A 25,294-nucleotide genomic window follows, 5' to 3' on the forward strand; every position below is an offset into this window, starting at 1 on the left:
TTTACCAGTTTTCTGTAATAGCGCAAATAAACTATTATGGAAAAAATTTTTTAAAATTAGTCAGTTAAAGACATGTATTAATAAATTGCAGGAACGAAAGTTGTTTTTTGGGGTTGCTTTTTTCGTATAATATTCTAAAAAATGGCCAGTGGGGGGCTTTTTTAGGTGGGCATTTTGAAAGTTTACTAAAGAAAGCGGAAAAAAATCCTGAAATCCTTTGACCGACTGTCCTGTCTCCCTTTAAGCTTCTGCGAAAAAAATGAGACGGATCAGTCCGGGGGGTATTTTGGCTAACCAGTCAATAAAACGAGCGGTGCTTATACTTAAGTCCTTCACCTATGCCCAGCCCAGCTGGCAGGTATCCAAACTGGCCAAGCAGGTGGACCTGCCGGTGACCACGGTGCATGGTCTTATGCAGACCTTGGAAGAAGAAGGTTTTTTGGAACAAGACCCCCAGACCAGAAGTTATAGCCTGGGGCAGATGATGAACATCATGGGCGCGGTGCAGCGTTCCACCCTGGAGCTGAACCAGAAGGCCGAGGTGCCGATCAACTACCTGGCCAAGCAGACCGGCCTGGAAGGCAGGGTGGGGGTTTTTTATAATGATGCGGTGGTGCTCACCTTTAACACCGGCCATTTGGCCAGCACCATGGGCATAGCCTACACAGGCCCCATCAAACCCACCTTTTGCAGCGCCATGGGCAGGGCCATTTTAGCCTACATGACTGAGGAAGAGGTCGACGCCCACCTTAAGCGGGTGCAGCTTGTTTCCTACACCCCCAAGACCGAGACTGATCCTCAGGCTATCCGCCGGGAACTGGCCAAGACCAGAGAGCGGGGATATTCATTGGAGTTGCAGGAAGTTGCCCTGCATCAGGAAGCAGTGGGCGCTCCGGTTTTCGGCCCGGGAGGGGTGCCTGTGGGGGCTATCTGCCTCTTGGGCGAGCCCAGAAAAATCAGTGGTGCGGATCTGGAAGGCCTGGGACAGGCTGTAATGAACACGGCAGACCACATCTCCACCTATCTCGGTTTTCGAAAACTCCCCGTGTTTCGTTGATTTTTCATCTGAGCCGGTTTTCCGGAGGTTTTTAAAAACCACTCCGACAGTCGGCTTTGCTTGACTCCTAAGAAAAGCCTTTGGCAGGGTTCTTTTGCCAAAGGCTTTTTTTATTCATTTTCACTACGTTGAGCCGCATCTTCAAATTGACTGCCAATTGCTTGTGATCTACCATTTCAGTTAGAAGCCCTTCCTGGGCAATAGAAATCATATTGGCTAAAAATAAAAGAAAAATGAGGTGTTATGACCGCCAAGACCAGCAGCCATAAACTGGAGATCAGAAACCTCAACATGCCTGATTATGATGACATCAAGCTCATCATGAAGCAGGTCTATGCCGAGATGGGAGGGGCCTGGAGCAGGGGTGAGTACGGCAAGTTGCTTAAGATTTTCCCCGAGGGTCAGATATGCATAGAAGACAAGGGCACGGTTGTGGCCGCGGCCCTGACTCTGATCATAGACTACAACAGTGTGGAGCGGGATCACTCCTATGAGGATATTGTCTCAAGAGGCAAGTTCCATAAACACGATCCCGAAGGCGATTATCTCTACGGTATAGACGTATTTGTACACAAGGATTACCAGGGCATGCGCCTGGGCAGAAGGCTTTATGACGCCAGAAAGGAACTCTGCGAACAGCTCAACCTGAAAGGCGTGATCGTGGGGGGCCGCATCCCCGGCTATTCCAAGCACTACAAGGAATTCACCCCCAACCAATATATTGAAAAGGTCAGGGACAAGGAGATAATCGACCCGGTGCTCACCTTTCAGCTTGCCAATGACTTTCACCCCAAAAGGGTTATCCAGAATTACATTCCCGAAGACAGCCAGTCCAGGAGCCACGCCGTGCTCCTTGAATGGAACAATATTTTTTACGAGCACAAGAAAAAGATTGTCTGGGGGCGCAAATCCAATGCGAGGCTCAGCGTGGTCCAATGGCAGATGCGCATCTTCGACTCCTTTGAGGACCTGTTTCAACAGTTGGATTTTTATGTTGATACGGTGTCGGGCTACAATGCGGACCTGCTTTTGTTTCCGGAACTTTTCAACGCCCCGCTTTTAGCCAAGTATGAACAGGAAGACCCGCCCCAGGCAGTGCGCTCCCTGGCCGAACACACCGAACGCATCCGGGATGAGATCCTTGAGATGGCGGTCAGTTATAACATCAATATAGTGGCCGGGTCGTTGCCTGAGTTCAACCGGGGCAAGCTTTACAATGTTTCCTACCTTTGCCGCAGGGACGGCACCTGGGATTCCCAATACAAGCTGCACATAACCCCGGACGAATCTGAATATTGGGGCCTGCACGGAGGCAAGGGATTAAAGGTTTTAGAGACCGATGTGGGTAAGATAGGCATTCAGATCTGCTACGATGTGGAGTTTCCCGAGCCTTCGCGGATCCTGGCCCTGCATGGTATGCAGATTCTGTTGGTGCCTTTTTGGGCGGATACCAAAAACGCCTATCTCAGGGTGCGCAGGTGCGCCCAGGCAAGGGCCATAGAAAACGAATGTTATGTGGCCATTTCAGGCAGTGTGGGCAACCTGCCCAAGGTGGAAAACATGGATATCCAGTATTCCCAGTCCGCCATTTTCACTCCGTCTGATTTTGCCTTTCCCCATGACGCCGTGGCTGCCGAGGCCACTCCCAATACGGAGATGACCCTTTTGGCTGATGTGGATCTGGATCTGCTTAAGGAGTTGCGCAAGCAAGGCAGTGTGCGCAACCTGGAGAGCCGTAGGAAGGACCTTTATTTTATAAACTGGAATCAGTGAAAAGCACTCGGTGTTTGCACCGGTTTTGACCGGCCCGCCGCTGAACCGGGGATTAACCGACCCTTGCAAGGGGAGAGTTAATCCCCTTATTTCTCTGCCTGGTTCTTTTGGCTTTCCAGCCCGGTAGCCTTTTCTACCGGCAAAACAAAGGCTATGCCCGTACCCGGTTGATCAAAGCAGCCCACCTCTCTAACCGTGGCCATGATTTTTTCCACATCATCTGCGGGCAGGACAAAGATCACCACGTCGGTGCTTATGTCCAGGGTGAGGCCGAAAAAGGTGTTGGCTTCATGAACGCCAGTGCCTGAAGCTGGAATAATGGTGGCCCCGGTTGCTCCGTTTTTTTTGGCGGCCTGAACCACTTTTTCCGTAAGGTCGGGTTTCAGCATGGCCACCAGGCATTTATAGGGCATCTTGGATCTCCGTTTATTTAAGGGACTTTTGTTTGTTAGACCTTTTTTCTTTGAGCAGGGCCTTCAGCCTGGCCAGCTGGGCATAGGCCAGCACGCTTATGATGGGGCAGACGCTGGCAAAGGCTATAAGTCCAAACCCGTCCAGAATGGGGCTGCGACCGGGAATGCCCGAGGCCAGGCCCAAGCCCAGGGCGGCCACCAGGGGAACCGTGACCGTTGAGGTGGTGACCCCGCCGGTGTCATAGGCCAGGGGGATAATGAGCTTGGGTGCGAAAAGGGTCTGCACCGCCACTATTATATAGCCGGCCAGAATATACCAATACAAAGGGGTGCCGGTTACAATACGAAATACGCCGACAGTCAGGCCCAGGGCCACCCCCAGGGCCACCACCAACCTCAGGCTCAAGGAAGAAAGCGCTCCCCGGCTGGCCTCCTGCGCCTTGTGTGAAACCGCTATCAGGGCCGGTTCGGCGACGGTTGTTGAGAACCCCAAAAGCGCGGCAAAGATATAAACCAGGTAATAGGAGCTCCAGTGGGGATCGGGAGCCTTGCCTGAGGCCTGGATAAGTTTGATCGCCATGTTGCGCCCCACCGGAAAGAGCGCCAGGTCAAGGCCGGTTAAAAAAAGACTCATGCCCAAAAGCACCAAGGCAAAACCGGTGAACATCCTACCCGGCCTGGGTAAAGGTTTTTTAAGAACCAGTTTTTGAAAGCCAACCAAAAGAATAAGCACCGGAAGCACGTCACCGGCGGTGGCCCAAAGCAGTTCCAAGGGGTTGAAGAGAATTTCCAGTCCGGACATGTCAGGCCACCCATATTCCATAGAGCATGACGAATATCATGGGAGTCAAGGAGGCCAGGGCAATCAGGCCGAATCCGTCGGTTAGCGCGTCTCTTTGGCGGATGGAACGGGCCAGGCCCACCCCCAGGGCTGTGACCAATGGAACCGTGACCGTGGATGTGGTCACCCCGCCTGAGTCATAGGCCAGGCCGATGATTTCCCGGGGAGCGGCCAGGGTGAGCAGCATGACCAGGCCATAGCCGCTCAAAATCAGCCTGGGCAGGGACCAGCCTTTCAGGATTCGCAATACCCCCAGGATTATGGCAAGCCCCACAGACAGGGCCACTGTGAGGCGGACCATCAGGGCAAAGGATTGACGTGAGGCTTCCGTATCTTTTATGATTCCGGATTCAGACGCCGCTTTGGTCCCTTCGGCTACAACTGCGATAAGGGCGGGCTCTGCCACTGTAGTTCCAAAACCCAGTGCAAAGGCAAAGAGCAACAGCCAAAACAGGCTTCCCTTTTGGGCAAAGGCCTCCGCCAGGCTTTCGCCCAAGGGGAAGAGTCCACTGTCCAGGCCGACCACAAAAAAGGCCAGGCCCAAGACCACCAGTAAAAGCCCCACCAGGGTTTTTAAAAGATCCGGCAGGGGCTGGCCGATGATGAGAGCCTGAAAAACGGCGATTACACCTATGATCGGGGCCAGGTCCCGGGCGGAGCCCGCCAGTGCCTTGCCTAAGGATTTAGCAAACCAGTTGAGGCCCGTGATTGTCATGGCGCGCACCTGCCTTGCGAAATGGTGAGTCAAAGACTCTTGACCATTTGTACCAGGATCATGCCCAACAAAAGGCAAAAAACGTGTCATGTCCCAAAACGCGAGATCATCCCCCCGCGGTAAAGGAGTTACCGCAAATTGATTATTGGTATGCTAGCTTTTGTTGCGAGGCTGGTCAATGTTATTAGGGCCCGGCCGGTCATAGGGGATGCGGAATTGAAAGCCCCCAACCCGGGAGCCGGGTTGGGGGCTTTATGGCGTTATCTGCCCCGGGATTTTTTCCGTACAGATCAGAAATCCGTGAAGTCGCTGTCATCCAAGGGCAGTTCTTTTCTGGCCCTTTTTTTAAGCTCGGACTCTGCTCTCGGGGCTGTCAGCCTGGCCTGAGTGGGGCGGGCGAAGCCTGCCTCTTTTGGAGCTCGAGCGGCTGATTGCGCAGAGTTCCTGGTTTTTGCCATCTGCTGGCTCTTGTTGATTTTGGCTATATCCAAACCCACTGCCTGGGCCAGATCAACCAGGGCGCTTTGGCTGGTTTCTGCCTGAGCCGCCAGGTCATCAGCCGCCTGGGCCGAAGTCTGGGCGCCGGCCGCCACTCTTTGGGTGACCTTGCCCACTTCCTCGGTAGCCTTGTGCACCTGGTCAATACCCTGGGCCTGCTCATGGGAGGCCGCGGCGATTTCACCGACCAGCCCGGCCATTTTCTTGGCGTTTTCCTCTACCTGGTCAAAGGCCTTGTCCGTGGCCATGACCAGCTCCGAGCCCTGTTTGATGTCGCTCAGGTTGTTTTCAATCAGGGCCTGGGTGTTTTTAGCCGCCTCGGCCGAGCGTTGGGCCAGGTTGCGCACCTCGTCGGCCACCACTGCGAAACCGGCCCCTGCCTCTCCGGCCCTGGCCGCCTCAACCGCCGCGTTTAAGGACAACAGGTTGGTCTGGAAGGCAATTTCGTCAATTGTTTTAATGATTTTAGCCGTCTCACCACTGGCCTGGTTGATACGGTCCATTGCCTTTTTAAGCTTGTCCATACTGGCGTCGGCCTGTTCCATGGCCTTGGTCGTCTCATTGGCAAGTGCGTCTGCGGAACCGGCGTTTTCCGCATTGCTCTTGGTCATGCTGGCCATTTCGTTGAGCGAGGCGGAAGTTTCCTCCAGGGCCGCAGCCTGTTGACTGGAACCTTCGGCCAGTTCCTGGCTGGATTCCGAGACAGAGACCGAGGTGTCGGCCACATCTTTGGCTGTCTTGGTCAGGGTGATGGTTGCCTTGTTGATGGGTTTTGCGATGCGTATGGCCATAAACCACAGGAACACAAGCGCTGCCACCACCAGGCCGCCCGCCACTACAAGCAGCCAGAATTGGGCTTCGGCGCTCATCTGTTCCAGCTCTTCAGTCTGGGCCGCAACCTCGGCCATCACCGCTTTTTCCGGCACCACTGTGACCACACCCCAGGGCCTCTGGCTGTTGCCCAATTCAACCGAGGTGAGGACCCTGACCAGCCCCTGGTTGTTGGCCAGTGCGCTGCCGCCTTTTTTAATCAGCTCTTTGGCCCTTTGGGCCATGGACGCTTCCAGCCATTTTTCCAGGGGCTGCCCCACCAGTTGGGGGGCGTCGCTGGCCGCGGCGATAATTCCGTTGTTACTGATTAACGCGGTCTTACCCTTGCCGTCGTAGATTTCCCGGTTGGTTTCCTCTGTCATTTTTTGTAGTTGGGCCAGATTTAATTCAGTCCCGACCACACCCAGAAATTTGCCGTTTTGAATAATCGGGGCGCTCAATGCTATCTGCCATCCCTTTTTGTCTTTATCTAAAAAAGGATGTGGATCGGTTACGAATTCTTTTAGAGTCTCGCGCGATATCTGATAGAAATCCCCCTTGCCTACCTGGTTGGCGTAAGCCTCCTCAAGGGCATATCCGGGGTTGACAATGCGTTCTTGCTTGCCTTTCGCGTTCTTTATCCAATGACTGATCATGCGCCCGGTTTTGTCATAGCCTTCTATATTCGCAAAGGCGGCGTCTATATTGTCTATGGCTTTGGGCTCACAGTAAAGGTAAACACCGTCGACTAAAGAATTTTTCTTGGAAAAACCATAGATGATGCCATCCAACTGGAATCTGGTCAGCCTTAATCTGGTTTTGGGGTCGTTTAAACCGGAGAACTGGTCGGCCAGGGTTCGGGCCGCGCTGAGCCCGACTTCCACCGTGGCTTTTGCTTGCTGGCCAAGTCCGCGGGCGGAGTCCATAAGCTGTTTGCCGGCGGCCTTGCGGGCCAGCTCCGTGCTGTTGTTCAGTACAACGTTTTCCGTGTCCTTATTGGTGTATACGGCAAAACCTATGAGCGCTCCGGCAGTAAGAACCAGACACAGGCCGAAAAAGACAACCAGCTTCATTTGTAGGGATTTGAAGTTCATGGTCGCTCCTGTTTGAAAAGACGAGAGGCTTTGTTCGGAAGATTAGGTGCGGTTCCATCAACCTGCGCCTTAACCCGAACCTGAAAAAAGAGGACTATTCAACTTGTTCAAAGGAGATAATAAAGATGGCAAGCCGATTCAAGGCGTTTGGGCCCCGGTGGGCGGGCAGGGAAAAGCTTGAAATTGGTATTCAGGCGAAGTGAAGCCAATTGTCAAGTTTATTGGTTCCCATGTGGACGCTTGAGGCGGCGCTGACGAAACCCTTTGAAACTCATGAATGATGCCCGAATAATTTTGTAAGCAATATACCATAGTCAGGGAAAAAAGTTAGTGGAATCCGATAAATAGCCACAGTTGGCGGGTTTGGGCCTAAAATGGCACCAAATTCAATTAGTTAGATTATAGTAGTCGCAAGATGATACTTAAGGCTTAATGTAGGCGTATCCCTGAGCCTGCAGCATGGCAAGCTCGGCCACCCCTGCCTTGGCTACGCTCACAGGCACCACCAAGTCATGGTCCAGGTCAAGCTTATGCTGTATGCGGGTGTTTTCGCAGAGCCTGAAATCAACCCCCTGCTCAACCAGGGATTCGATCATCTGGGCCATTTCCTCGCTGACTTTTTTCCTGGCCAGAATCACCCAGGCCGATGCGTGGACCAGTGCAATGACATTTATGTTTTCCTCCCCCACTGCATTGATGTGATTTTGAATGAATTTCAAGGCGTTTTTGTTTTTTTCCGGCAAGTGGGTGCTGAAGTGGTAGACCACTTTTTGCTTGCCATAGGCTTCGGCTGTCATCTCCGCACCTCCCGGCTCCAGGCTGTTTTACCTCAACTTAGGCCATGAGCGGCCTTTTTGTCAATTAAGGCGTTTTTTATAGAGCACCACATCCTTGTAATCGGCCACCACCTCGAAAATTTGGGCCAGGTCGTTTAGATAGGGGCTTTGGGCAGCGGGTTTTTGGTTGATGGTTTTGACCAAAATCCTGCTTTGGGGGTTGAAAGACCGGCCCAGCATGTTCTCCAAAGGCCCCAGATAAAGCGGATTGGCCGGATCTTGGGCAGGTTTAAAAAAGGTCAGCTCACGCCCCCTTGAAGCGGAGATGAAAACCGGTTCCGAGCCGTGAAAGGTCATATGGTTGCCTGCCTGCCTCTTAGGTAAAAGGCCCTTGAATCCCTTTAACCCCAATCCGCAGACAGAAGCCGGATCCTTGGCGTTAAGCCAGAAAACAGCCTCTTGATCAAGCCCTTGGCTGAGTTTGCCAAAGGCACGGGGGGTGATGAACTGGATCCCCGAAAGGCCATGGAAGAACATACCCGAGAGCACCTCGCCGGAGAGTTCCATAAAACGCAACGCCCTGAAGATATTGCCCCAGCCAAGGGCCGGGGCCTCCCTGGCCAGCAGCTCCCTGCAGATCAGGCCATAACGGGCCAGAAGCAAACGGGCCCGGTCTTTTAAGAGCTCTGTCTTTTCCAATTGCCCTTGCGGAAAGTCAGGGGGCGGCAGAAGGCGCCAGTTTCCCACCAGGGGCAGGGATCCTTGCCACCTGGCAAAACCGCGCCGCCCGGGTCTTGTTGTGTTGCGATATTTTCCACTGGTTGCAGCATCCGGCGCTTTGAAGCCGGTCTGCACCCCTTTACGCAGGGCGGCAAAGGAGTCGTTGGTTAAAATTCCCTGCCAGACTCCCTGCCAAAGCCGGGAGACCAGCTCGGAGCTGCTTAAGCCCGCCGCCTGTAAAAGGGCGTCCAGGCTGTAGCGGCCATTGGGGTCGGTGAAAAGTTGCGTTATCTCAACCTCGTCCTGTCGGCCTTCGTTTTCCTGGTCTGTGAAAAGATCCAGGTCTTCCGCAAAACAAAAGGCCACTTGCCCCTTACCCTGGCCAACCCAGATAAGCTGGTGACGGGTGGCCGCTTCATCCAGCCATCCGGTCTGGTAGTTCAGGGCTCTGGCAGGCAGGAATTCGCTTTCCCATTGCTCAGCCTCCAGGGGAAGGCAAAGGAGTTGTTCCAGTCTGTTATAAAAGTTTTCTTTGTCTTTTGGCTGTCTGGTGAGTCCCTGCCATTCGGCGATAAAAAGCGCCAGCTCTTCTGCGGGCAGGGTCTGGAAACCCGGGCGGGAACGAGCCCTCATCAGGCGCAACAGGGATTCCAGGTTGTTTTTGTCCACAAACAGCTTTTCGCTGGAATCCTCCCTCAACTGCCCTGTGATCAGTTGCCTGGACGAGACCATCTCGCCCAACAGATCGCTTAAACGATCAGGGGAAATTCCCAGGGCCTTTTGGATCTGTTTAAAACCAAGGGGGGCAAAGAAGCTCAGCCATTGACCCATAAAAGCCAGCGCCGGTTCATCCGGAAGCTCAAGGTCAATCGAGTCTTTTTCGGTTAATTCCGCTTGGTCGGAGGCAAGGCTTGTCAGTCTGATATGGGGGTCTGCCGGATAAAGGGCGTTTTTCAGGGCAAAAACGGTTTCCCTGGCCGCCACCAGGGGCTCGGCCGCCTGAAGAGGCGCGAGCAAGGCCAGTTTGGGCGCGGCTTGGGTCAGGGCTTGTTCAGCTTCCCGGCCATGGTCTCTTTCCATGCTTCGTTTCAAGGCGCGCCATTGGGAGAGGGGAATCAACAGCCGTTCCTTGACCCATTCCACCAGTTCCCAGGCGGAATCAGGGGTGTATTCCGGAAACAGGCGCTGACGCTTTTCTTCAAACTCGCGACACAGTGCCTCTGGCAGTTCGGGGCGCAGATCAGGCTCAAATAAAACCTCCTGTAAAAGGTCCATATCAAGATCGGAGGCTCGGGAGGTTTTTGGCTCATCGCCCTGGTACATGTATTGGTTGATCTGGCGAAAGGCCATATCCATGGCCAGTGGGCTGGGATGGTCTGTCTTGACCAGGCTGACCCTGATTTCACCGGTTTGGATCTTTTCCAGCACCTCTTTCAAGGCAGGCAGGTCAAATTCTTCGTTAAGGCAGGAGCGCCAGGCTTCCAGCAGAATGGGAAAATCCTTTAGCCTCTTGATGGCCTCCAAAAGTTTTTGAGAGCGAAGCCGGTTTAGCCAAAGCGGCATGCGCTGGTTAAAACCTTTTCTGGGTAAAAGCAGGGCCCGGCCCGCGGCTTCCCTGAATCTGGCCCCGAAAAAGCCGGAGTTCTCCAGCCTGTGCCTTAACAGGTCACCAAGCCTTTCCTTTGTGACCATGCCCAAAAGTTCATCCGCCTCCACCTGATCCGGCAATACCAGGGCTATGGAGTCGTTTCCCGCGAAAATTTCCACGGGCTTTTGAAAGCGCATCTGCCAGGCCGCTTCCAGGGCAAGGGCAAAGGGGCGGTTAAGCTTACCCCCCCACAGGGTGTGTAAAAACAGCTGGTTGCCCGGCGCCCCCCCCGGTCCGGCGCTGGTCTGCTCCATGAGAAGGTGATTTGCATGGGGCAGGTTTTCGCCGGTGGCCTGTTTTTGCCTGTCAAGGAAATCACAGAGCTTTTCCACGGCAGGGGGCTCAAGCCCGCAGATGTTGGACAGATGGGTCTTGAACCAGGGCTGATCAAGGTTTTGATCTGCCTGTTCCATGAATCTGCCCAGGGCCTTGGAAAAATGAAAGTCCCGGTTGAATCCCTCGGCCTGCCAAAAGGGAGGAGCCATGGCGTCCGGCTTGGCCGGGGAAACAAACACATCGTTGGGGGTTATTTTTTCAACCCGCCAATTCTGGGCCCCCAGGGTGAACACCTGGCCTTTTTTCGCCTCCCAGACAAATTCCTCGTCCAATTGGCCTATGCGGTTGTTGCTTTCTTGGTGGCGCAGATTGTAAGACCCCCTGTCCGGGATCACCCCGCCTGAGGAGTAGATATCCAGATAAGCTCCTTTGCGCGCCTTTACCCGGTTTTCCAGCCGGTCCACCATTATTTTGGGCCTTAGTTCCGGTATTTTTGTTTGAGCAAAACGACCGGCCAGCATCTCCAGCACCAGGTCGAATTCCTTTTGTTTTAAGGTGCGGTAACAGACGCTGGTGCGGATCTGGTCATAGAGCCGGTCCAGGTCCCAGGTCTCCATGGCGGTCATGGAGACCAGAACCTGGGCCAGGACATCCAGGCAGGGGCCCACCGGCGGCCTTTTTTCAATCAGCCCGCTCTCCACCGCAGGAGCCAGGACCGCAGCTTCCAGGATGTCACGGGCATGAGTGGGGAAAAGCGCGCCTTTGCTGGCCGCTCCCACCTGGTGCCCGGCCCGGCCTATGCGTTGCAGGGCGGAAGACACCGAAGGCGGTGTCTGCACCAGAACCACCTGCTCAAGCTCTCCTATGTCTATACCCAGTTCCAGGGAGCTGGTGGCCACAATTGCCTTTAGCCCGCCTTTTTTCAGTTTTGACTCAACTTCCAGGCGCAGTTCCTTGGAAAGAGAGCCGTGGTGGGCATAGGCCAGGGGCGTTTGTTCGTCACGGTTAATCAGGTGGGTGATTTTTTCCGCAAGCCTTCTGCTGTTTACGAAAAACAATGAAGATTTGTTTTTTGCGATGATTTTCTTAAAGTCACTGATCAGGGCGGGCCAGACAGATTCTCCCGGCGGAAGAGACAGGGCTTCTTCAGGCAAACACACCTTGATTTCAAGTTTTTTGGGGAGGCTTGATTGCACCAAAGAGACTTGGCGGGCATGAAAAAGCGGGGCGTCATTTGAATATTCCAGGGCAAAGCCGCCCACAAAATCCGCTGCCTTGGCCAGGGGGCGTATGGTGGCGGAAAGGGCAATGCGCTGGAACTCGCCGCTTAAGGGGACCAGCCTTTCCACGGCGGTGCTCAAAAATGCGTCCCTCTTACTGCCCATCAGGGCATGGATTTCATCAAGAATTACGGTTTTGAGGCTGCCCAGGATAGACCTCCCGCCCCGGGAGCTTAAAAGAAGGTTCAGGCTCTCCGGGGTGGTGATAAGTATCTCGGGCGGGTCTCTCAGCATGCGTCTGCGCTGATTTTGGGGAGTGTCTCCGCTTCTGGTCATGACCTGTATGCGGGGCATTTCACGGCCCTGGTCTTTTAAAAGCTTTTTTATTTGGGCCAGGGGAAGCAGGAGGTTTTTTTCTATGTCGTTGTTAAGGGCTTTTAGAGGAGAGACATAAAGAACACTGGTCTTTCCCAGGGGCCAGGAGCGGCTTACAAGCTGGTTAATGGACCAGAGAAATGAAGCCAGGGTTTTGCCGCTGCCCGTGGGCGCGGTTATCAGTACATGGCCGCCTTGGGCGATTTTGGGCCAGGCCTGCCTTTGTATATCAGTGGGCTCACCCAACCGGCCGACAAACCATTGGGCGATTACGGGGTGGAACAGATCCAATATGGGGTCCAACTGGTGCATAACGACCGCTTTCTGTTATGGAAAGGCCCTTTCACTTTAACCCAACTGAAATTGATTTAACAAACTAAATGGGTGTGGTTTTCAGCTAATTAACAACGGCTTCAGCCATGGTCCGGAGCCGCTCCCGGATTGGTCTCTGGATTATGGCTTCCGACGATGGGCGGAAACACAAGGGATCGGTGAACCCGTTTCTAGTCCCGCAGCTTGCCTCTTATCATGGAGCACATGGTGCCAAAGCCTGCCAGGAGAGTGAAAAAGGTAAAGCTTGCGGACTGGCTTTTTACAAACAGATGCAGGTTGTCAGGCCCTATGGGGTTTGCCCCCAGATAAAGGGAAAACACAAGGGAGGCGGCGGTAAGGGAAAAAACCATGCCCACAGTGCGCATGGTGGCCACTGCGCCGGAGGCCACGCCAAGGTGTTTTTTTTCAACCGAACTCATAATCGCATTGGTGTTGGGCGAGGAGAAAAAGGCAAAACCCAGCCCGAGGAAGGCCAGGTTGGCGATGATAAGGCCGGTGTGAGTCTCAAGTCCCACCATTATCATGAAACCCAGGCCCAGGGTGTTCATGGCCATACCGGCCGAGGCGATTATGCGCGGTTCGATGCGGTCGGAAAGTTTTCCGGCCAAAGGCGAGAAAAGGGCCTGCATGGCAGGCTGCACCAGCAGGACAAGTCCCGCCTCATGAGGGGACATGCCCCTGACAAATTGCAGATATTGACCAAGGAAAAAGGCCACTCCCACAGTTGCGGCGTAATTGATCAGTGCCGCCAGATTGGAAAAGGCAAAGACCCGGTTTTCGTAAAACAGCCTCACCTCAAAAACCGGGTTTTCGATTCTTAATTCCCACCAGACAAAGGCTGTCAGGCCAAGGAGGCCGACCAAAATCAGCCATGGTCCATAACTACTTGATATATTAGATATTCCGAAGATAAGCGCCACCAGAAAAGGCGTGTAGAGAAAACTGCCGGTCCAGTCCAGTTTTTCTCCCCTGGCATCGGCCCATTCCTGATTAAGCCTGGTAAGGGATCTGTAAAAAGCCCACAGGCATAGAACCCCGAATATGGCGTAGACCGCCCGCCAGCCCAAAAGGTCGGTGATAAGGCCGCCGGTGTAAGGGCCCAGGGATATGCCCAAGTAAACTCCGGCCACCAAAATACCCATGGCCCGGCCCCGTTCAGTGGGGGGGAAAACACTGGTTATGATGGCCATGCCCGTGGTGGTGATCATGGCCCCTCCCAGTCCCTGTAAGGCCCGCAGTGCTATCAGGGTCTCTATGTTGGGAGAAAAGGCGGCCAGCAAAGAAGCCAGGCTGAAAACAAGAATACCTGAGACATAGGTTTTTTTACGGCCGTAGATGTCGGCCAGCTTGCCTATGGGCAAAAGAAAGGCGGCTGTGGACAGAAAATAGGAGTTGGCTATCCAGCTCAGCATAATGGCGTTGGTCTGAAAATCCGCCTGGACTTGAGGCAGGGTGATGTTGACCGCCGAGATCATGAAAGGTGTGAGAAAAGAAGTGAAGGTGGTGACCGCAAGCACCGTTTTTTTGAGGTTCTTTTCCGCCAACAGGATTTCCTTGCTTTGGGTGGTGGCCGGTTTTTGTCGAGCTGTTTTTAGAATTAAAAAGCCCGCTCGAGTATTCTTTTCCCCAAAGGCCGGCCTTTGGCAAACTTGCGGGCATTGGTTTCTGAAATGAATTTTATGTAAGGAAGTATAGCAAAGAAAGGCGGCCTTTGAACCGGATTGAAAAAAAACAAGATTTTTTAAGAAAGTTGTAGACTAAAAGACGACTGCAAGCGTCTTAGGATTTGAGGAGTCCGCCATCAGGCCCGCAGGGGTGAAGCAAAAGAGCATGAGTCAACCTGAAAAAGAACGGGCCGATGGGAGCTCGACTTTTTACGGCGAGGAAGTTTCCCGAACAGCCCGTTTGGCCAGAGAAGGGGATATAAGGGCGTTCAGTCGCCTGACTGCCCTTTATTGGGAAAAGGTTTTTGGAATGGTTTATTACCGCACCATGAATGCGATGGACGCCGAAGACATAACCCAGGAGGTTTTTCTCAAGGCCCAGACCAGGATAAGCGGTTTAAAGGACCCTTTGAAGTTCAGGCCCTGGCTGTTCAGTATTGCCTTGAACCTGGTGCGGGATTTTCAGCGCAAGAAAAAGCTGCTTTCCATTTTGGGGCTTGAGGCCGGGGCCGGGCCGGATCTGGATACCCTGGGAGGCCGGGCCTTTGAATCCGGCCTGGATCAGGCGATGAAAAGGGAGTTTTGGGAAAAGGTCAAGGAGTTTACCGCTGGTTTGCCCGGGGCGGAGCGGGAGGTTTTCCTGCTCAAGTTTCTGGATCAGCTCACCCTGGAAGAGATAGCTCAGGTGGTGGGAAAAAAGCCCAGCACCATAAAGACTCATCTTTACCGGGCGGTGGCCAAGTTCAGGAAGAATCCCCGGCTGAGAAGCATCTCAAGGGAGGTGTTGTGATGACAACCAGGCATCTCACTGAAGATCAGATCGTGATCGCAGCCATTGATCCCCTTGACCTCTCCTCTGCGGGAAAAAGGCATCTCGACTCTTGCCCTGAGTGTCAAAAGGCCTGCGCCCGATTAAAGGGAGAGTTGGGTGATTTGGGAAGCACCGCCAAGAAGATGCTTCCTTCCGCACCTCCTTGTGTGATACCTGAAAAGAGTAGCCGGAGAAGATTTTGGCTGGCTTGGTCTACGGCCGGTTCCCTTACCGCGTTTGCCCTGGTTTTGGCTTTCATTTGGGCGGGGCCGACTTACAGAACTCAAAGGCCCCTGGAGCTTTTGCCTGACTCGGCCTTTGGCGGACGACAAACGGTGTTTTTCTTGGAGCTTGAGGACCAAAGAGAAGGGTTCACTCCCTTTGAAGAGTTTGTTCTGGGCGAGGATGAAGTGGCCCTGGATGAACGATGGTGGGAGTTTGTGGCCCCCTTTGGTGCTGAAGAGGAGAGCCTTACATGAAAAAAACGGCATTAACCGTGGTGTTGGTTCTTTGCGGGCTGCTTTGCTGCCTGAACCAGGCCGGGGCGGGCAGACACGCCGGTTCCTGGCAGAAATGGTGGCATTCTCCTCAGATAATCAAGGCTCTTCACCTTACCGGAGGGGAACAGGCCCGTTTGGACCGCATTCATTTGGATTTGAGACAAAAAGAAATAAACAAGCGGGGGCGTATAAAGGCCATCCGCATGGAAATAGACGCTCTTATGAACCAAAGCGTGGTCAATGAGCACAAGGTCAAGGTCCTGACTCAAAAAGCGGCCCGTATAAGGGCTTCCATTGATCAGGACAGGTATCATTTTTTATTGCAGGTTAGGAAACTTTTGGGAAACGTCCGTTATCAGCGCCTTAAGACGCTTTACCGGGATCGCAGGCTCAGGTGATTCCCAAAGGCAACCGGGCGAGGGGGGGTGACCGGTGGTCTGCAAAACAAAATAATAAAAAGGACAAAATTTCATCGCAAATGATGATCAAGGAGAGGCAAAATGAGAAAAAGCGGAGTTAATTTCATAGTCTTAGCCCTGTTGGCAGCCATGGCCCTGGCGGTTACGGGTTGCGCCAGTGTGCAGGCGCCTTCCAGAACCGCCTATGAATCCGGAGCTGTGGGAGCCGGTGTTGGCGCGGTGGCTGGAGCGCTTCTGGATGACGACAACTCCTGGCGTGGCGGGGTGATCGGAGCCGGTCTGGGGGCCTTGTTGGGCGGGGCCGTTGGCGAGATCAGCAATCGTGCGGCCAGGCAGGCGGCTTACAGCCAGCAGCCTGTGGTCTACACCAACGCACCCGGAACCAGACGAGTGGTGGCCGACAATATCGGTCGTCGGGGAAACTGCCATATCGTTAAGGAAAAGTTTTATGAGCACGGGCAGTTGGTAAGGGAGACCCAGCGTGAGGTCTGCGACTAAAGGAGTACGGTGGAAGAAGCTTTTCCAGAGGTGAAAATTTAGGCCCAAACAAGGCAAGGGCCGGGATTGAACTATGGAAATTCGCCTGCCTGAATGGGAGAGGATAAATGAACATGAGAAAAAAACTGGCGGCTCTGACCCTGGTGACGGGTATTGCCCTTTTCGCGGGCAGCGCCCTGGCTGCGATCACTTTTGAAGAATATGACACAAACGGGGACGGCAAGATTACCAAAGAGGAATTTCTGGCCAAATGCACCCACGGCAAGAAAAAATGCCTGGAAGAGTTCGACTGGTATGACCGCAACAAAGACGGAGTGATCACCAAAAAGGAAATGGAAGCCGCTTTATAGCCCGGCCCGCAAGAGATGCGGGGGAAGGCCAAGGAACACAGTCTAACGAGTCCGCTGCTTTTCTCTTATTGATACAAAACCGGTTTTGAGATTACTTGTCCGGGGAAATGCTGCTCCCCGGACAGGTTAACCGGCGGGGGATTTTTATTTTTTAGATGATGTATAGGGCCGCCTGTCGGGTGCTAAACCGCTTGTTGGAAAAATTCGGTCCTATTAATTTGAATAAACGCCGCTTTAACTTGTCAGGCCGCATAAGGCGTGTCACGATTATTTACAATGTCCCTGAACAAAGTTCAGAAATGACTTAAGACCCAGCGCGGGGAGTTTTTGCCATGAAGGGAAAGAGGCTTTCCTGGAATCTGTTAGCGGTTGCCGCACTGGCCTTAGGCCTTTGCCTGGGCTTTGGGGAAAGCCTTCGGGCAGAGTCTTCTTTACCTGCGAAGTATAAAAATTCCCTGGGCATGGAGTTTGCCCTGATACCGGCCGGAAAATTTACCATGGGCTCTCCGGCAGACGCATCCTGGGCCAGACCCAATGAGACGCCGCACCAGGTAACCTTTTCCCAACCTTTTTATATGCAGACCACGGAAGTAACCCTTGGCCAATGGCGGGCTTTGATGGGCAAGAGGTTTTTGATCCGCCGGAAAGGCGGGCCCGATATACCGGTTTCCAAGGTTTCCTGGCATGATGCCATGCGTTTTGTGGCCAAGTTGAATCAGTTGGGGGAGGGCGTTTACAATCTGCCCACTGAGGCTCAATGGGAATATGCCTGCCGGGCCGGGTCTGATACGGCTTATTTTTGGGGGAACAGCTTAACCTGTTCCCAGGCGATGTACGGAAATAATCCCATTAAAAATGCCTGCTGCCTGGCCTATATAAGAAAAAAAGGCCTGCCCGTGTCCGGACCGGCCCCTGTGAAAAGCTATCCGCCCAATGCCTGGGGGCTTTACGACATGCACGGCAACCTGTGGGAATGGTGTCGGGACTGGTTTGGGCCATATCCGGAAAAGGCGGTTACCGACCCCACCGGCCCGGCCGACGGGGTGAACAGGGTGAGAAGGGGCGGCAGCTGGTATCGAGGCGTTGCCCGTTTAAGATCCACCAACCGGAATTTTGCCAATCCTGATTCCATGTATTCAACCCTGGGCTTCAGGGTTATCAGGGAGACGCCTTAAAGCCGGTCCTAAAGCCTGGTTTCCCGCCATGTGTCCAGCCTGGCGCCGCAGTTTCTGCATTTGTAGCGCCGTCTTTTTGGCAGGCTGAATCTCCTCTTCCGTTTAAAACTCATGCCGCAGACCGGGCAATTATATTGCCAGCGCCAAGGTTCGCTTAACCAGGATTCCTCCCGCCCTCCCTGGGAAGGGGATAAAGATCCGCCGAGATCCAAACAGGTTTTTTGAAAAAGTTTGGAGTGCCCGTGGTCCTTGTAGCGAACCCAACACACTGCGTGTGCCACTTCGTGCAAAAAGGTGCGGTAAATCCGGCTGTAGCCGAATTCTTCCAGATAGGCTGGGTTGAGTTCTATGGTGAGCGCGGTGGTCAGCCCTTTTTTGTGCTGAATGCGCAGGCAACCCGCAGTGGTCTTCAAGCGTCGGCTAAAGATCAACTTGGGGATGGGGTTTACGCCAAGTTCGCCGCAAAGCCTGTTCAGCTCTTGGGTCAGGAGGTTTTCGGCTTGTTTTTGAGTCATGGTGAGAAGCAGCTTAGCAGTTTAAGCCGACTGGGGCCAGTCCCGGTTATAAGTTGCTTTTAAAGTATCCAAACCGGGTTTGATCGGCCGAAAAGTTCAATGGAACCATAAATGCCGAGCTAGGGTGTTTTTTATAGGAGCCGGGGTGTCGGTGCTGCTTTACAAAAGACCCTCAAGCCTTTAAACTCCGATGCATGCAAAAGCCGCTACTCATACACCGCTACCTGTTTAAGGAAATGATCACGCCATTCTTTTTAAGCATGGCCGTGGCCACTTTTATCCTGCTCCTGGCCAAAATAGTGGAATTGACCGACATGGTGGTCACCAGGGGGGTTGGCATGGGAGTGGTGGCTCGTCTTTTGCTCTACGCCATGCCCTATTTCTTTGTTTTTACCGTGCCCATGGCCACCCTTTTAGGGGTTTTGCTGGGCTTTTTGCGCCTTTCTTCAGATAACGAGATCATAGCTCTCAGGGCTGCCGGGGTGAGTCTGCGATCTCTTTTACCTCCTGTGGCCGCCCTGGCCCTTTTGGCCTGGATGCTTACCCAGGGGCTTTCCCTGTGGGTTTTGCCCTGGGGGCACAATCAGTTTGAAAACGTGGTCTTTGAGGTGGCTCATTCCAGGGCGGATCTGGCTTTGAGGGAGAGGGTCTTCTTAGATTCCTTCGGCAAAATGACCATGTATGTAAACCGCCTGCCCGGTGAAAGGCTTATGCAGGATATCTTCATTGTGGATGAAAGGGATCCTGAAAAGGTGAACACCGTGGTTGCCAAAAGGGGCAGGTTGTTTCCGGGCAAAGACGGTCATATCATCCTGAGGCTGTATGAGGGCACCATGCACGGGGTGGACAGCTCCCTGCGTTCGGCCAGAAACGCCAGCTTTAAAACCTATGATATACAGCTGGAAACCGGATCCATTGGCCAGGCCCAGCGGCAGGGCAAGCACAGAAAAGAGATGTACCTGGGCGAGCTCTTGTCCGCCATGGACCAAAATGTCAATGACGATCGCCAACACAACTTGTTGGACATGGAGTTCCAACAGCGTTTTTCCTATCCATTCTCCTGCCTGGTGATGGCCTTGATCGCCCTTCCCCTGGGCACCCACTGGCAGGGTGGACGCTCCTGGGGAGTGATTGCCGCTTTGGCGGTGTTTTTAGTCTATTACCTCATGCTTTCCCTGGCTTGGTCCCTGGGTGACACCGGATACTATCCTCCCAAAATAGGGGTGTGGATGCCGAATCTCACCTTTGGGGTCTTGGGCTTTTTAATGTTCAAGGCTGAAGTCAGGGAGAAACCTTTGCCCATTTTAGACGCCCTGGGCAACCTTCCTGCTCTTATCATGTCCAAACACACAAAAGATGCGGAAGAATAATCCAGCCCGGTTGGTGGCCCCGGAGCGTTTCATCCGGGGAAAACGCAAAAATTTTCGGCAGCGTGCTTGAGTGGGGTTTAATTTAAGCCCTTTTTTGTGTTTTTTTCCGGTTCATGCCTGGCATTTCCATGTACGAACTTTATTATTAGTAAAAGAGTCTTTGATTCCCCTGAAACAATTGCATAAGAGGAGTCAGTTATGGGTAACGGTGAAAATGTGGTATGCCCCGGATGCCAGAGCATAAACAATGTACCTGGTGAAAAGCTGGGCGACGCGCCTAAATGCGGCAACTGCGGGGAACCGATTTTGGACGCCAAACCGGTTGAATTGGATGAAGGCGGTTTTGAGCGGCACAAGACCAAAGAGACCCTGCCTTTTTTGGTGGATTTTTACGCTCCCTGGTGTGGACATTGCCGCCAGATGTCGCCCAATTTTGATAAGGCGGCCGAGACAATGGCCCCTGATATCAGGTTTGCCAAGGTGAGCACCGAAGCCGCCCAGGCGCTGGCCGGAAAGCTGGGCATTAAAAGCATCCCCACTTTGGTGCTTTTCAAAGGCGGCAAGGAACTGGCCAGGAATTCCGGGGTTATGGATCCGGACGCTATTGTGAAATGGGTTAAAGGAAATCTCTAGCAGTTTGCCGCTCTGCCGGATAAGGCAGGGCGGCAGGCCTCTAAAACCCGAAAAGTCAAGGAAACGAGTTTCCGTTCAGCAGGCCAGGGAGATGAAGTCTTTTTCCAGGTCTCTGTGCATAACTAACAACTTGTCCAGGGATTTAATCAGCCCTCTTTCTTTGCCCCACAGCATGCGGCTTATGATTTCTTCCTGGTCTGAGCATATGAACCAGCTGCAGATAAAGGGACGCCGGTTTCTGGGAATGGAGCATCCCCGGGGCGTCAGGTAGCAACAGGGCTCATCCAGTCCTTTTCTGGTCTGTCTGCGGGGAGCCTTATCTTGACTCAGTTGTATGTAAAGCAGGTCTGAGAAGTCGTAGTAGATGTTTTTGGCCAGGCAACAAACTCCCAGGCAATCGGGGCAGGTTCGTTGACAGAGTTTTTCCATGAGCTTGTCCAGCTTGTTCATCTCTTCGGCCATGGCCATGGCCGAGGCCTTCAGATTCTCCATTCCCTTCAGGGCGGGATCGTTTACAAGCTTGAACAGAGATTGGTTGACTGCCTGCCAGGATTCTTCACTGGTCCAGTAAGGCGGCTCTGGTTTTGTATGCATTTCCCGACCAGTCTTCAAACGGGCGCTGCATCTGGGTGGTCGGGATTCTCTTTGTGGGGAACGGTTTTTCCTTTAAAAAGATCCGCTTGTCCGGCTTGCGTTGTCCGCCAAAGATGTAAGTTCAAAAGAAGGTCTTATTAATAAATAGGTTTTAAAAAATCTATTAAGCCATTTTAAGAGAGCCTTGGCAAAACATTTATTTTGCCAAGGCTTTTGTAACTTTTCAAGTCTGCGTGGCTTGGCGCGTGCGGCATTGGGTCCGAAAAATCCGTCCACACACTGTTCGCAAGCCCTTCCCACGCAAGTTTGCGAATATGCATCAAAAGACTGTTAAAAGGCGCTCCAGAACATGCGTACGGCCATGAGCAAAAGAAATATGGCAAAGACTTTTTTGAGCACCGCAGTCGGCATCAGATAGGCGATCTTGGCCCCCAAGGGAGCTGTGAGAACGCTTACGCAGGCTACGCCTAAAAGAGCCGGCCATTGTACATACCCCAGGCTGTAGGGCGGCAGGTTGGGGTCGCCCCAGCCATTGATGATATAACCAATGGCCCCGAATATGGCAATGGGCATTCCGATTGCCGCAGAGGTGGCGATTGCCTTGTGCACCTTTACATTACACCAGACCATAAAGGGCACACTCAAGGTGCCTCCGCCGATACCGACCAGACTGGAGACTATGCCGATAATGTTTCCCACACCAAACACCCCCAGGGTGCCGGGGAGTTGGCGGGTGGCTTTGGGCTTGGCATTCAGGAACATCTGAACAGCCACCAGCAAAAGATAGCAGGCAAAGAAAATTTTTAAAAATTGCGAGCTGAGATGAGCCGCCAAAACAGATCCCAAAAGCACGCCTATTATAATGCCCGGTGTAATGCGCCCCACCAGCGGCCATTTAACCGCGCCTCTTTTGTGATGGGCCCGTACACTGGAGGATGAAGTCATGATAATGGCTGCCAGGGAGGTGCCCAGGGCCATATGCATGATTACTTCCTGGTTCATGTTCTGCATGGTGAAAACAAAGGTAAGGGCGGGCACTACTATAACACCGCCGCCCACACCAAAAAGTCCAGCCAGTACACCGGCCACACAACCGGCTGCGCCATACATTAAAAGAATTTGCCACAGACCGGCGAATTCGCCGGAAGCCACGGTATCCAAAATACTCCTCCCGATGATTTCTGCGCGTAAAGGCGGCAGTCAAAGGCGACTCGGAAGAATTCGGTCTCAAAAAAAACCAAAAAAGTCATCCGTGTCGGTAAAGGGGTGATTTCTGATTTTAAAAGCCCATTTATGATACACCTCGATAAAGGTTTTTCCAGGGGTAATGGTATGATTGAATTTTTGGTTGCTTTATTAGTTAACTATTTAATAATAATAAATATTTATTATCAGCTGTCAGAACGGGGCATAATATGGCCCGGCTATTTTGGTCTGCTTTTTAGACCAAATTAACCCATTTTGCGGGTGCTCTATCTCTATCGTCTGTATCCGTACTATTGGCAGGTAAAGGAATAGATCAAAGGTTATCTCAGTCTGTTTAAAATTGATTAAGGGTGCATTTCCAAGAGAGTAGTAATCCGTTGAATATAGGTGTGTTGTTTTTTAGAAATAATATTGTCAAGTTTTATATGAGGATGGTGAATTAAAATACGGCCGCCGTCTGCTAAAGACGGCGGCCGTCAAGAATATAATTTTAGATTTTGGAGTTAATAAGTCTATTCAACTTCAATCTCGATGGCAGTGGAAGATTCCTTGGCCTTTTTGGGTAAAACGATCTTTACAATTCCGTTTTTGTGAGTGGCCTTAAGGCTTTCCCGGTCTACTTCATCGGGCAGGCGGAAGCTGCGGCTGAATTCACCATAGCGCCTTTCAATTAAATGATAGCCCTTGTGATCTTCTTCAAGTTCTTCTTTTTTCTCGCCTTTAATGGTCAGCACGTCGCCGTTAAGGCTGATATCAAGCTCTTCGGGCTTAAGCCCGGGAAGCTCAGCCGTGACTTCCAGGCAATCTCCCTTGTCCGCAAGGTTTACCAGCGGGGAAAAAGACTCCTTAACGCCCGAGAAAGGCAGACTGCCTGGACCCATGAGGGTGTCCCACAAGCCGTCCATTTCCCGGCGCAAAGATCCGAGGTTACGGAAACTGTTGGCAGGGATAAGCTCGAACATTAGAAACCTCCATAATTGTTATTAACGGTTCATCTCCTTACACACAAAAAGTTAAGCACCTCCGACAAAGAGTCAACCCCTTCTTGACCAAAAAGATCATCTGTCTTACTGTTTAAAATAAGAGGAATCTGACCCTTGACCGCGGGCCCGCGGTATGACACGGGAGATATTGATTTGGAAAAGAAACACAAATTCTCAATCTGGTATGTGGTTTTCGGCATTTGGTTCGTATTGATACTGAATAACCTGATCTACAGTAATATCGGGCCGAAAAACGTCAGCTACAGTGAGTTCCTTAACCTCCTGCGGCAGGACAAGATAGAGGAGATCGCCATTGGTGAAAAGGTGATCAGCGGGGTTTATCGGGATTCTCAGGGGAAACAAATCCAATTCGATACTGTAAGGGTATCGCCTGAATTGGCCAAGGAGTTGGAGGGGCACAAACTTAAATTCAGGGGGGAGGTTGAATCCACCTTCCTACGCGTCATTTTTTCCTGGATGGTTCCGATTTTGATTTTCGCTGTGGTTTGGTGGTTCATGCTGAAACGCATGAGTCCCGGCCAAGGCGTGATGAATTTCGGGTCCAACCGGGCCAAGATTCACGCTGAGACTGATATAACTACGAATTTTGACGATGTGGCCGGGGTTGATGAAGCCAAGGAAGAGTTGGAAGAGATCGTTAATTTCCTGAGGGAGCCGGAGAAATATACCGCCTTGGGCGGACGCATGCCCAAAGGCGTGTTATTGGTGGGTCCGCCGGGTACGGGCAAGACCCTTTTAAGCCGGGCTGTGGCCGGTGAGGCCGGGGTCTCCTTTTTTTCCATCAGCGGATCGGAGTTTGTGGAGCTTTTTGTCGGAGTGGGGGCCTCCAGGGTGAGGGAGCTTTTCAGCCAGGCCAGGGAAAAGGCTCCTTGCATTGTTTTTATCGATGAATTGGACGCCTTGGGCAAAGCCAGGGGCATGTCTTCCATGGGCGGCCACGACGAGCGCGAGCAGACGCTGCAACAGCTCTTGGTGGAGATGGATGGATTCGATCCCAGGGTGGGGGTTATTATAATGGCCGCCACCAACCGGCCCGAGATTCTGGACCCGGCCTTGATGCGCGCGGGTCGTTTTGACAGACAGGTCTTGGTGGATAAACCGGACCTTAACGGCCGCATAGCCATATTAAAGGTCCATGCCGCAAGGATAACCATGGCTGAGGACGTGGACTTAAAGGTCCTGGCCCAGCGCACCCCGGGACTTTCCGGCGCGGACCTGGAGAACATCCTTAATGAAGGCGCTTTACTGGCAGCCCGGGCGGGACGCACTGAAGTGACCATGACCGACCTGGAGAACGCTGTCGACCGCATAATAGGCGGGTTGGAAAAGAAAAACCGGGTGATAAACGCCCATGAGAAAAAGGTGGTGGCCTACCATGAAAGCGGCCACGCCCTGGTGGCGGCCCTTACTCCGAAGGCGGACCAGGTTCACAAGATAAGTATAGTCCCCAGGGGCATAGCCGCGTTGGGCTATACGGAGCAAAGACCCACCGAGGACCGCTATCTGATGACCAAAACCGAGCTTTTGGGAAGGTTGGATGTACTGTTGGGCGGCAGGGTGGCGGAAAAGGTCACCTTTGGCGAGGTGAGCACCGGGGCGGGCAATGACCTGAAGCGGGCAACAGATCTGGCCAGGGCAATGCTTTCCGAATACGGCATGGGCGAGACTCTGGGGCCGGCCACTTTCACCCGTCGCAATCAACCGGTGTTTTTCCCTTCTGATGCAGGGGGGATCGCTCCCGCGGCGCAGGAATTCAGTGAGAGCACTTCAGCGGCCCTGGATAAGGAGCTTTTGAGCCTTTTGCAACAAAGGCAGGACCGGGTCGTCAAGCTGCTTTCAGCCAATAAGGATCTTTTGGAAAAGGTGGCTGAACGGCTTTTGGAAGAAGAGGTGCTGGAAGGCACTGAGTTCATGGCCATGGTGGAAAAAGACGGCCGAAATATTGAGGAGGATGCCAAGGAAGTATAATTTCTCCTTAGTTGGCATTACCGAAGCCTGTCACCCCT

General features: G+C 52.9%; 22 protein-coding genes. 11 read left to right on the plus strand and 11 right to left on the minus strand.

Annotated features, from left to right (window positions below; all coding sequences use genetic code 11):
- Positions 1-286 precede the first annotated feature (286 nt).
- Both X474_RS21455 and X474_RS21460 read left to right on the plus strand, forming a co-directional pair.
- Entirely contained in the window at positions 287-1,057 is a 771-nt protein-coding gene (locus X474_RS21455; RefSeq protein ID WP_044351913.1) for an IclR family transcriptional regulator, read from the plus strand.
- 243 nt (positions 1,058-1,300) lie between these two features.
- Entirely contained in the window at positions 1,301-2,830 is a 1,530-nt protein-coding gene (locus X474_RS21460; RefSeq protein ID WP_044351914.1) for a bifunctional GNAT family N-acetyltransferase/carbon-nitrogen hydrolase family protein, read from the plus strand.
- Positions 2,831-2,916: 86 nt separating this feature from the next.
- Here the strand turns inward: X474_RS21460 and X474_RS21465 are convergent, their stop codons facing one another.
- The 7 genes from X474_RS21465 to X474_RS21495 all read right to left on the minus strand — a co-directional run bounded on the left by X474_RS21465 (position 2,917) and on the right by X474_RS21495 (position 14,093).
- Positions 2,917-3,243, minus strand: a complete 327-nt coding sequence (locus tag X474_RS21465) for a P-II family nitrogen regulator (protein WP_044351915.1) — start codon at positions 3,241-3,243, stop codon at positions 2,917-2,919.
- Between the two features lie 13 nt (positions 3,244-3,256).
- Positions 3,257-4,045 (minus strand): DUF1538 domain-containing protein, encoded by a 789-nt coding sequence (locus X474_RS21470; RefSeq protein ID WP_197282221.1) that lies wholly within the window; start codon positions 4,043-4,045, stop codon positions 3,257-3,259.
- A gap of 1 nt (position 4,046) precedes the next feature.
- Positions 4,047-4,799 (minus strand): DUF1538 domain-containing protein, encoded by a 753-nt coding sequence (locus tag X474_RS21475; RefSeq protein ID WP_044351916.1) that lies wholly within the window; start codon positions 4,797-4,799, stop codon positions 4,047-4,049.
- A 290-nt stretch (positions 4,800-5,089) separates the two neighbouring features.
- The gene (locus X474_RS21480) at positions 5,090-7,201 is read right to left on the minus strand and encodes a methyl-accepting chemotaxis protein (protein WP_052515492.1); all 2,112 of its coding nucleotides are present in this window, start codon (positions 7,199-7,201) and stop codon (positions 5,090-5,092) included.
- Between the two features lie 422 nt (positions 7,202-7,623).
- The gene (locus tag X474_RS21485) at positions 7,624-7,998 is read right to left on the minus strand and encodes a DsrE family protein (RefSeq protein WP_052515493.1); all 375 of its coding nucleotides are present in this window, start codon (positions 7,996-7,998) and stop codon (positions 7,624-7,626) included.
- A 60-nt stretch (positions 7,999-8,058) separates the two neighbouring features.
- Positions 8,059-12,528 carry a DEAD/DEAH box helicase gene (locus tag X474_RS21490; protein WP_052515494.1) on the minus strand — a complete coding sequence of 1,490 codons (4,470 nt, stop codon included), beginning with the start codon at positions 12,526-12,528 and terminating at the stop codon, positions 8,059-8,061.
- 191 nt (positions 12,529-12,719) lie between these two features.
- Positions 12,720-14,093: an MFS transporter gene (locus tag X474_RS21495; protein WP_052515495.1), complete on the minus strand. Its 1,374-nt coding sequence runs from the start codon at positions 14,091-14,093 to the stop codon at positions 12,720-12,722.
- A 286-nt stretch (positions 14,094-14,379) separates the two neighbouring features.
- On the opposite strand from X474_RS21495, the gene X474_RS21500 reads away from it, so the two are divergent.
- The 6 genes from X474_RS21500 (at position 14,380) to X474_RS21525 (ending at position 17,966) form a co-directional block, all read left to right on the plus strand.
- Positions 14,380-15,003 carry an RNA polymerase sigma factor gene (locus X474_RS21500; RefSeq protein WP_052515496.1) on the plus strand — a complete coding sequence of 208 codons (624 nt, stop codon included), beginning with the start codon at positions 14,380-14,382 and terminating at the stop codon, positions 15,001-15,003.
- Positions 15,003-15,503, plus strand: coding sequence for a hypothetical protein (locus X474_RS21505; RefSeq protein WP_044351920.1), 501 nt, complete (start codon positions 15,003-15,005; stop codon positions 15,501-15,503). The genes X474_RS21500 and X474_RS21505 overlap by 1 nt, the downstream gene beginning before the upstream one ends.
- Positions 15,500-15,922, plus strand: a complete 423-nt coding sequence (locus tag X474_RS21510) for a hypothetical protein (protein ID WP_044351922.1) — start codon at positions 15,500-15,502, stop codon at positions 15,920-15,922. Before X474_RS21505 ends, X474_RS21510 begins: the two co-directional genes overlap by 4 nt.
- Positions 15,923-16,024: 102 nt before the next feature.
- Positions 16,025-16,441: a YMGG-like glycine zipper-containing protein gene (locus X474_RS21515; RefSeq protein ID WP_044351923.1), complete on the plus strand. Its 417-nt coding sequence runs from the start codon at positions 16,025-16,027 to the stop codon at positions 16,439-16,441.
- Positions 16,442-16,548: 107 nt separating this feature from the next.
- A complete protein-coding gene (locus tag X474_RS21520) occupies positions 16,549-16,791 on the plus strand; it encodes an EF-hand domain-containing protein (protein WP_044351924.1) in 243 nt (80 codons plus the stop codon).
- Positions 16,792-17,123: 332 nt separating this feature from the next.
- Positions 17,124-17,966 (plus strand): formylglycine-generating enzyme family protein, encoded by an 843-nt coding sequence (locus tag X474_RS21525; RefSeq protein ID WP_052515497.1) that lies wholly within the window; start codon positions 17,124-17,126, stop codon positions 17,964-17,966.
- Positions 17,967-17,974: 8 nt separating this feature from the next.
- On the opposite strand, the gene X474_RS21530 is transcribed toward X474_RS21525, so the two are convergent.
- The gene (locus tag X474_RS21530) at positions 17,975-18,481 is read right to left on the minus strand and encodes a SprT-like domain-containing protein (RefSeq protein ID WP_044351925.1); all 507 of its coding nucleotides are present in this window, start codon (positions 18,479-18,481) and stop codon (positions 17,975-17,977) included.
- A 194-nt stretch (positions 18,482-18,675) separates the two neighbouring features.
- Between X474_RS21530 and lptF the strand changes: the two genes are divergently transcribed.
- Both lptF and X474_RS21540 read left to right on the plus strand, forming a co-directional pair.
- Positions 18,676-19,851 carry an LPS export ABC transporter permease LptF gene (gene lptF / locus X474_RS21535; RefSeq protein ID WP_082464555.1) on the plus strand — a complete coding sequence of 392 codons (1,176 nt, stop codon included), beginning with the start codon at positions 18,676-18,678 and terminating at the stop codon, positions 19,849-19,851.
- Between the two features lie 198 nt (positions 19,852-20,049).
- Complete coding sequence (locus X474_RS21540) at positions 20,050-20,484, plus strand: thioredoxin family protein (protein ID WP_044351927.1); 435 nt, start codon at positions 20,050-20,052, stop codon at positions 20,482-20,484.
- Positions 20,485-20,559: 75 nt separating this feature from the next.
- Here X474_RS21540 and X474_RS21545 read toward each other — a convergent pair whose 3' ends face one another.
- The 3 genes from X474_RS21545 to X474_RS21555 all read right to left on the minus strand — a co-directional run bounded on the left by X474_RS21545 (position 20,560) and on the right by X474_RS21555 (position 23,246).
- A complete protein-coding gene (locus X474_RS21545) occupies positions 20,560-21,078 on the minus strand; it encodes a hypothetical protein (RefSeq protein ID WP_044351928.1) in 519 nt (172 codons plus the stop codon).
- 330 nt (positions 21,079-21,408) lie between these two features.
- On the minus strand, positions 21,409-22,188 hold the full coding sequence (locus X474_RS21550) for a sulfite exporter TauE/SafE family protein (RefSeq protein ID WP_044352161.1): 780 nt from the start codon (positions 22,186-22,188) through the stop codon (positions 21,409-21,411).
- A 608-nt stretch (positions 22,189-22,796) separates the two neighbouring features.
- Positions 22,797-23,246 carry an Hsp20/alpha crystallin family protein gene (locus X474_RS21555; protein WP_044351929.1) on the minus strand — a complete coding sequence of 150 codons (450 nt, stop codon included), beginning with the start codon at positions 23,244-23,246 and terminating at the stop codon, positions 22,797-22,799.
- Between the two features lie 174 nt (positions 23,247-23,420).
- On the opposite strand from X474_RS21555, the gene ftsH reads away from it, so the two are divergent.
- Positions 23,421-25,256, plus strand: a complete 1,836-nt coding sequence (gene ftsH / locus X474_RS21560) for an ATP-dependent zinc metalloprotease FtsH (protein ID WP_044352162.1) — start codon at positions 23,421-23,423, stop codon at positions 25,254-25,256.
- Positions 25,257-25,294 lie beyond the last annotated feature (38 nt).

Source organism: Dethiosulfatarculus sandiegensis (assembly GCF_000931935.2).
Lineage (GTDB): Bacteria > Desulfobacterota > Desulfarculia > Desulfarculales > Desulfarculaceae > Dethiosulfatarculus > Dethiosulfatarculus sandiegensis.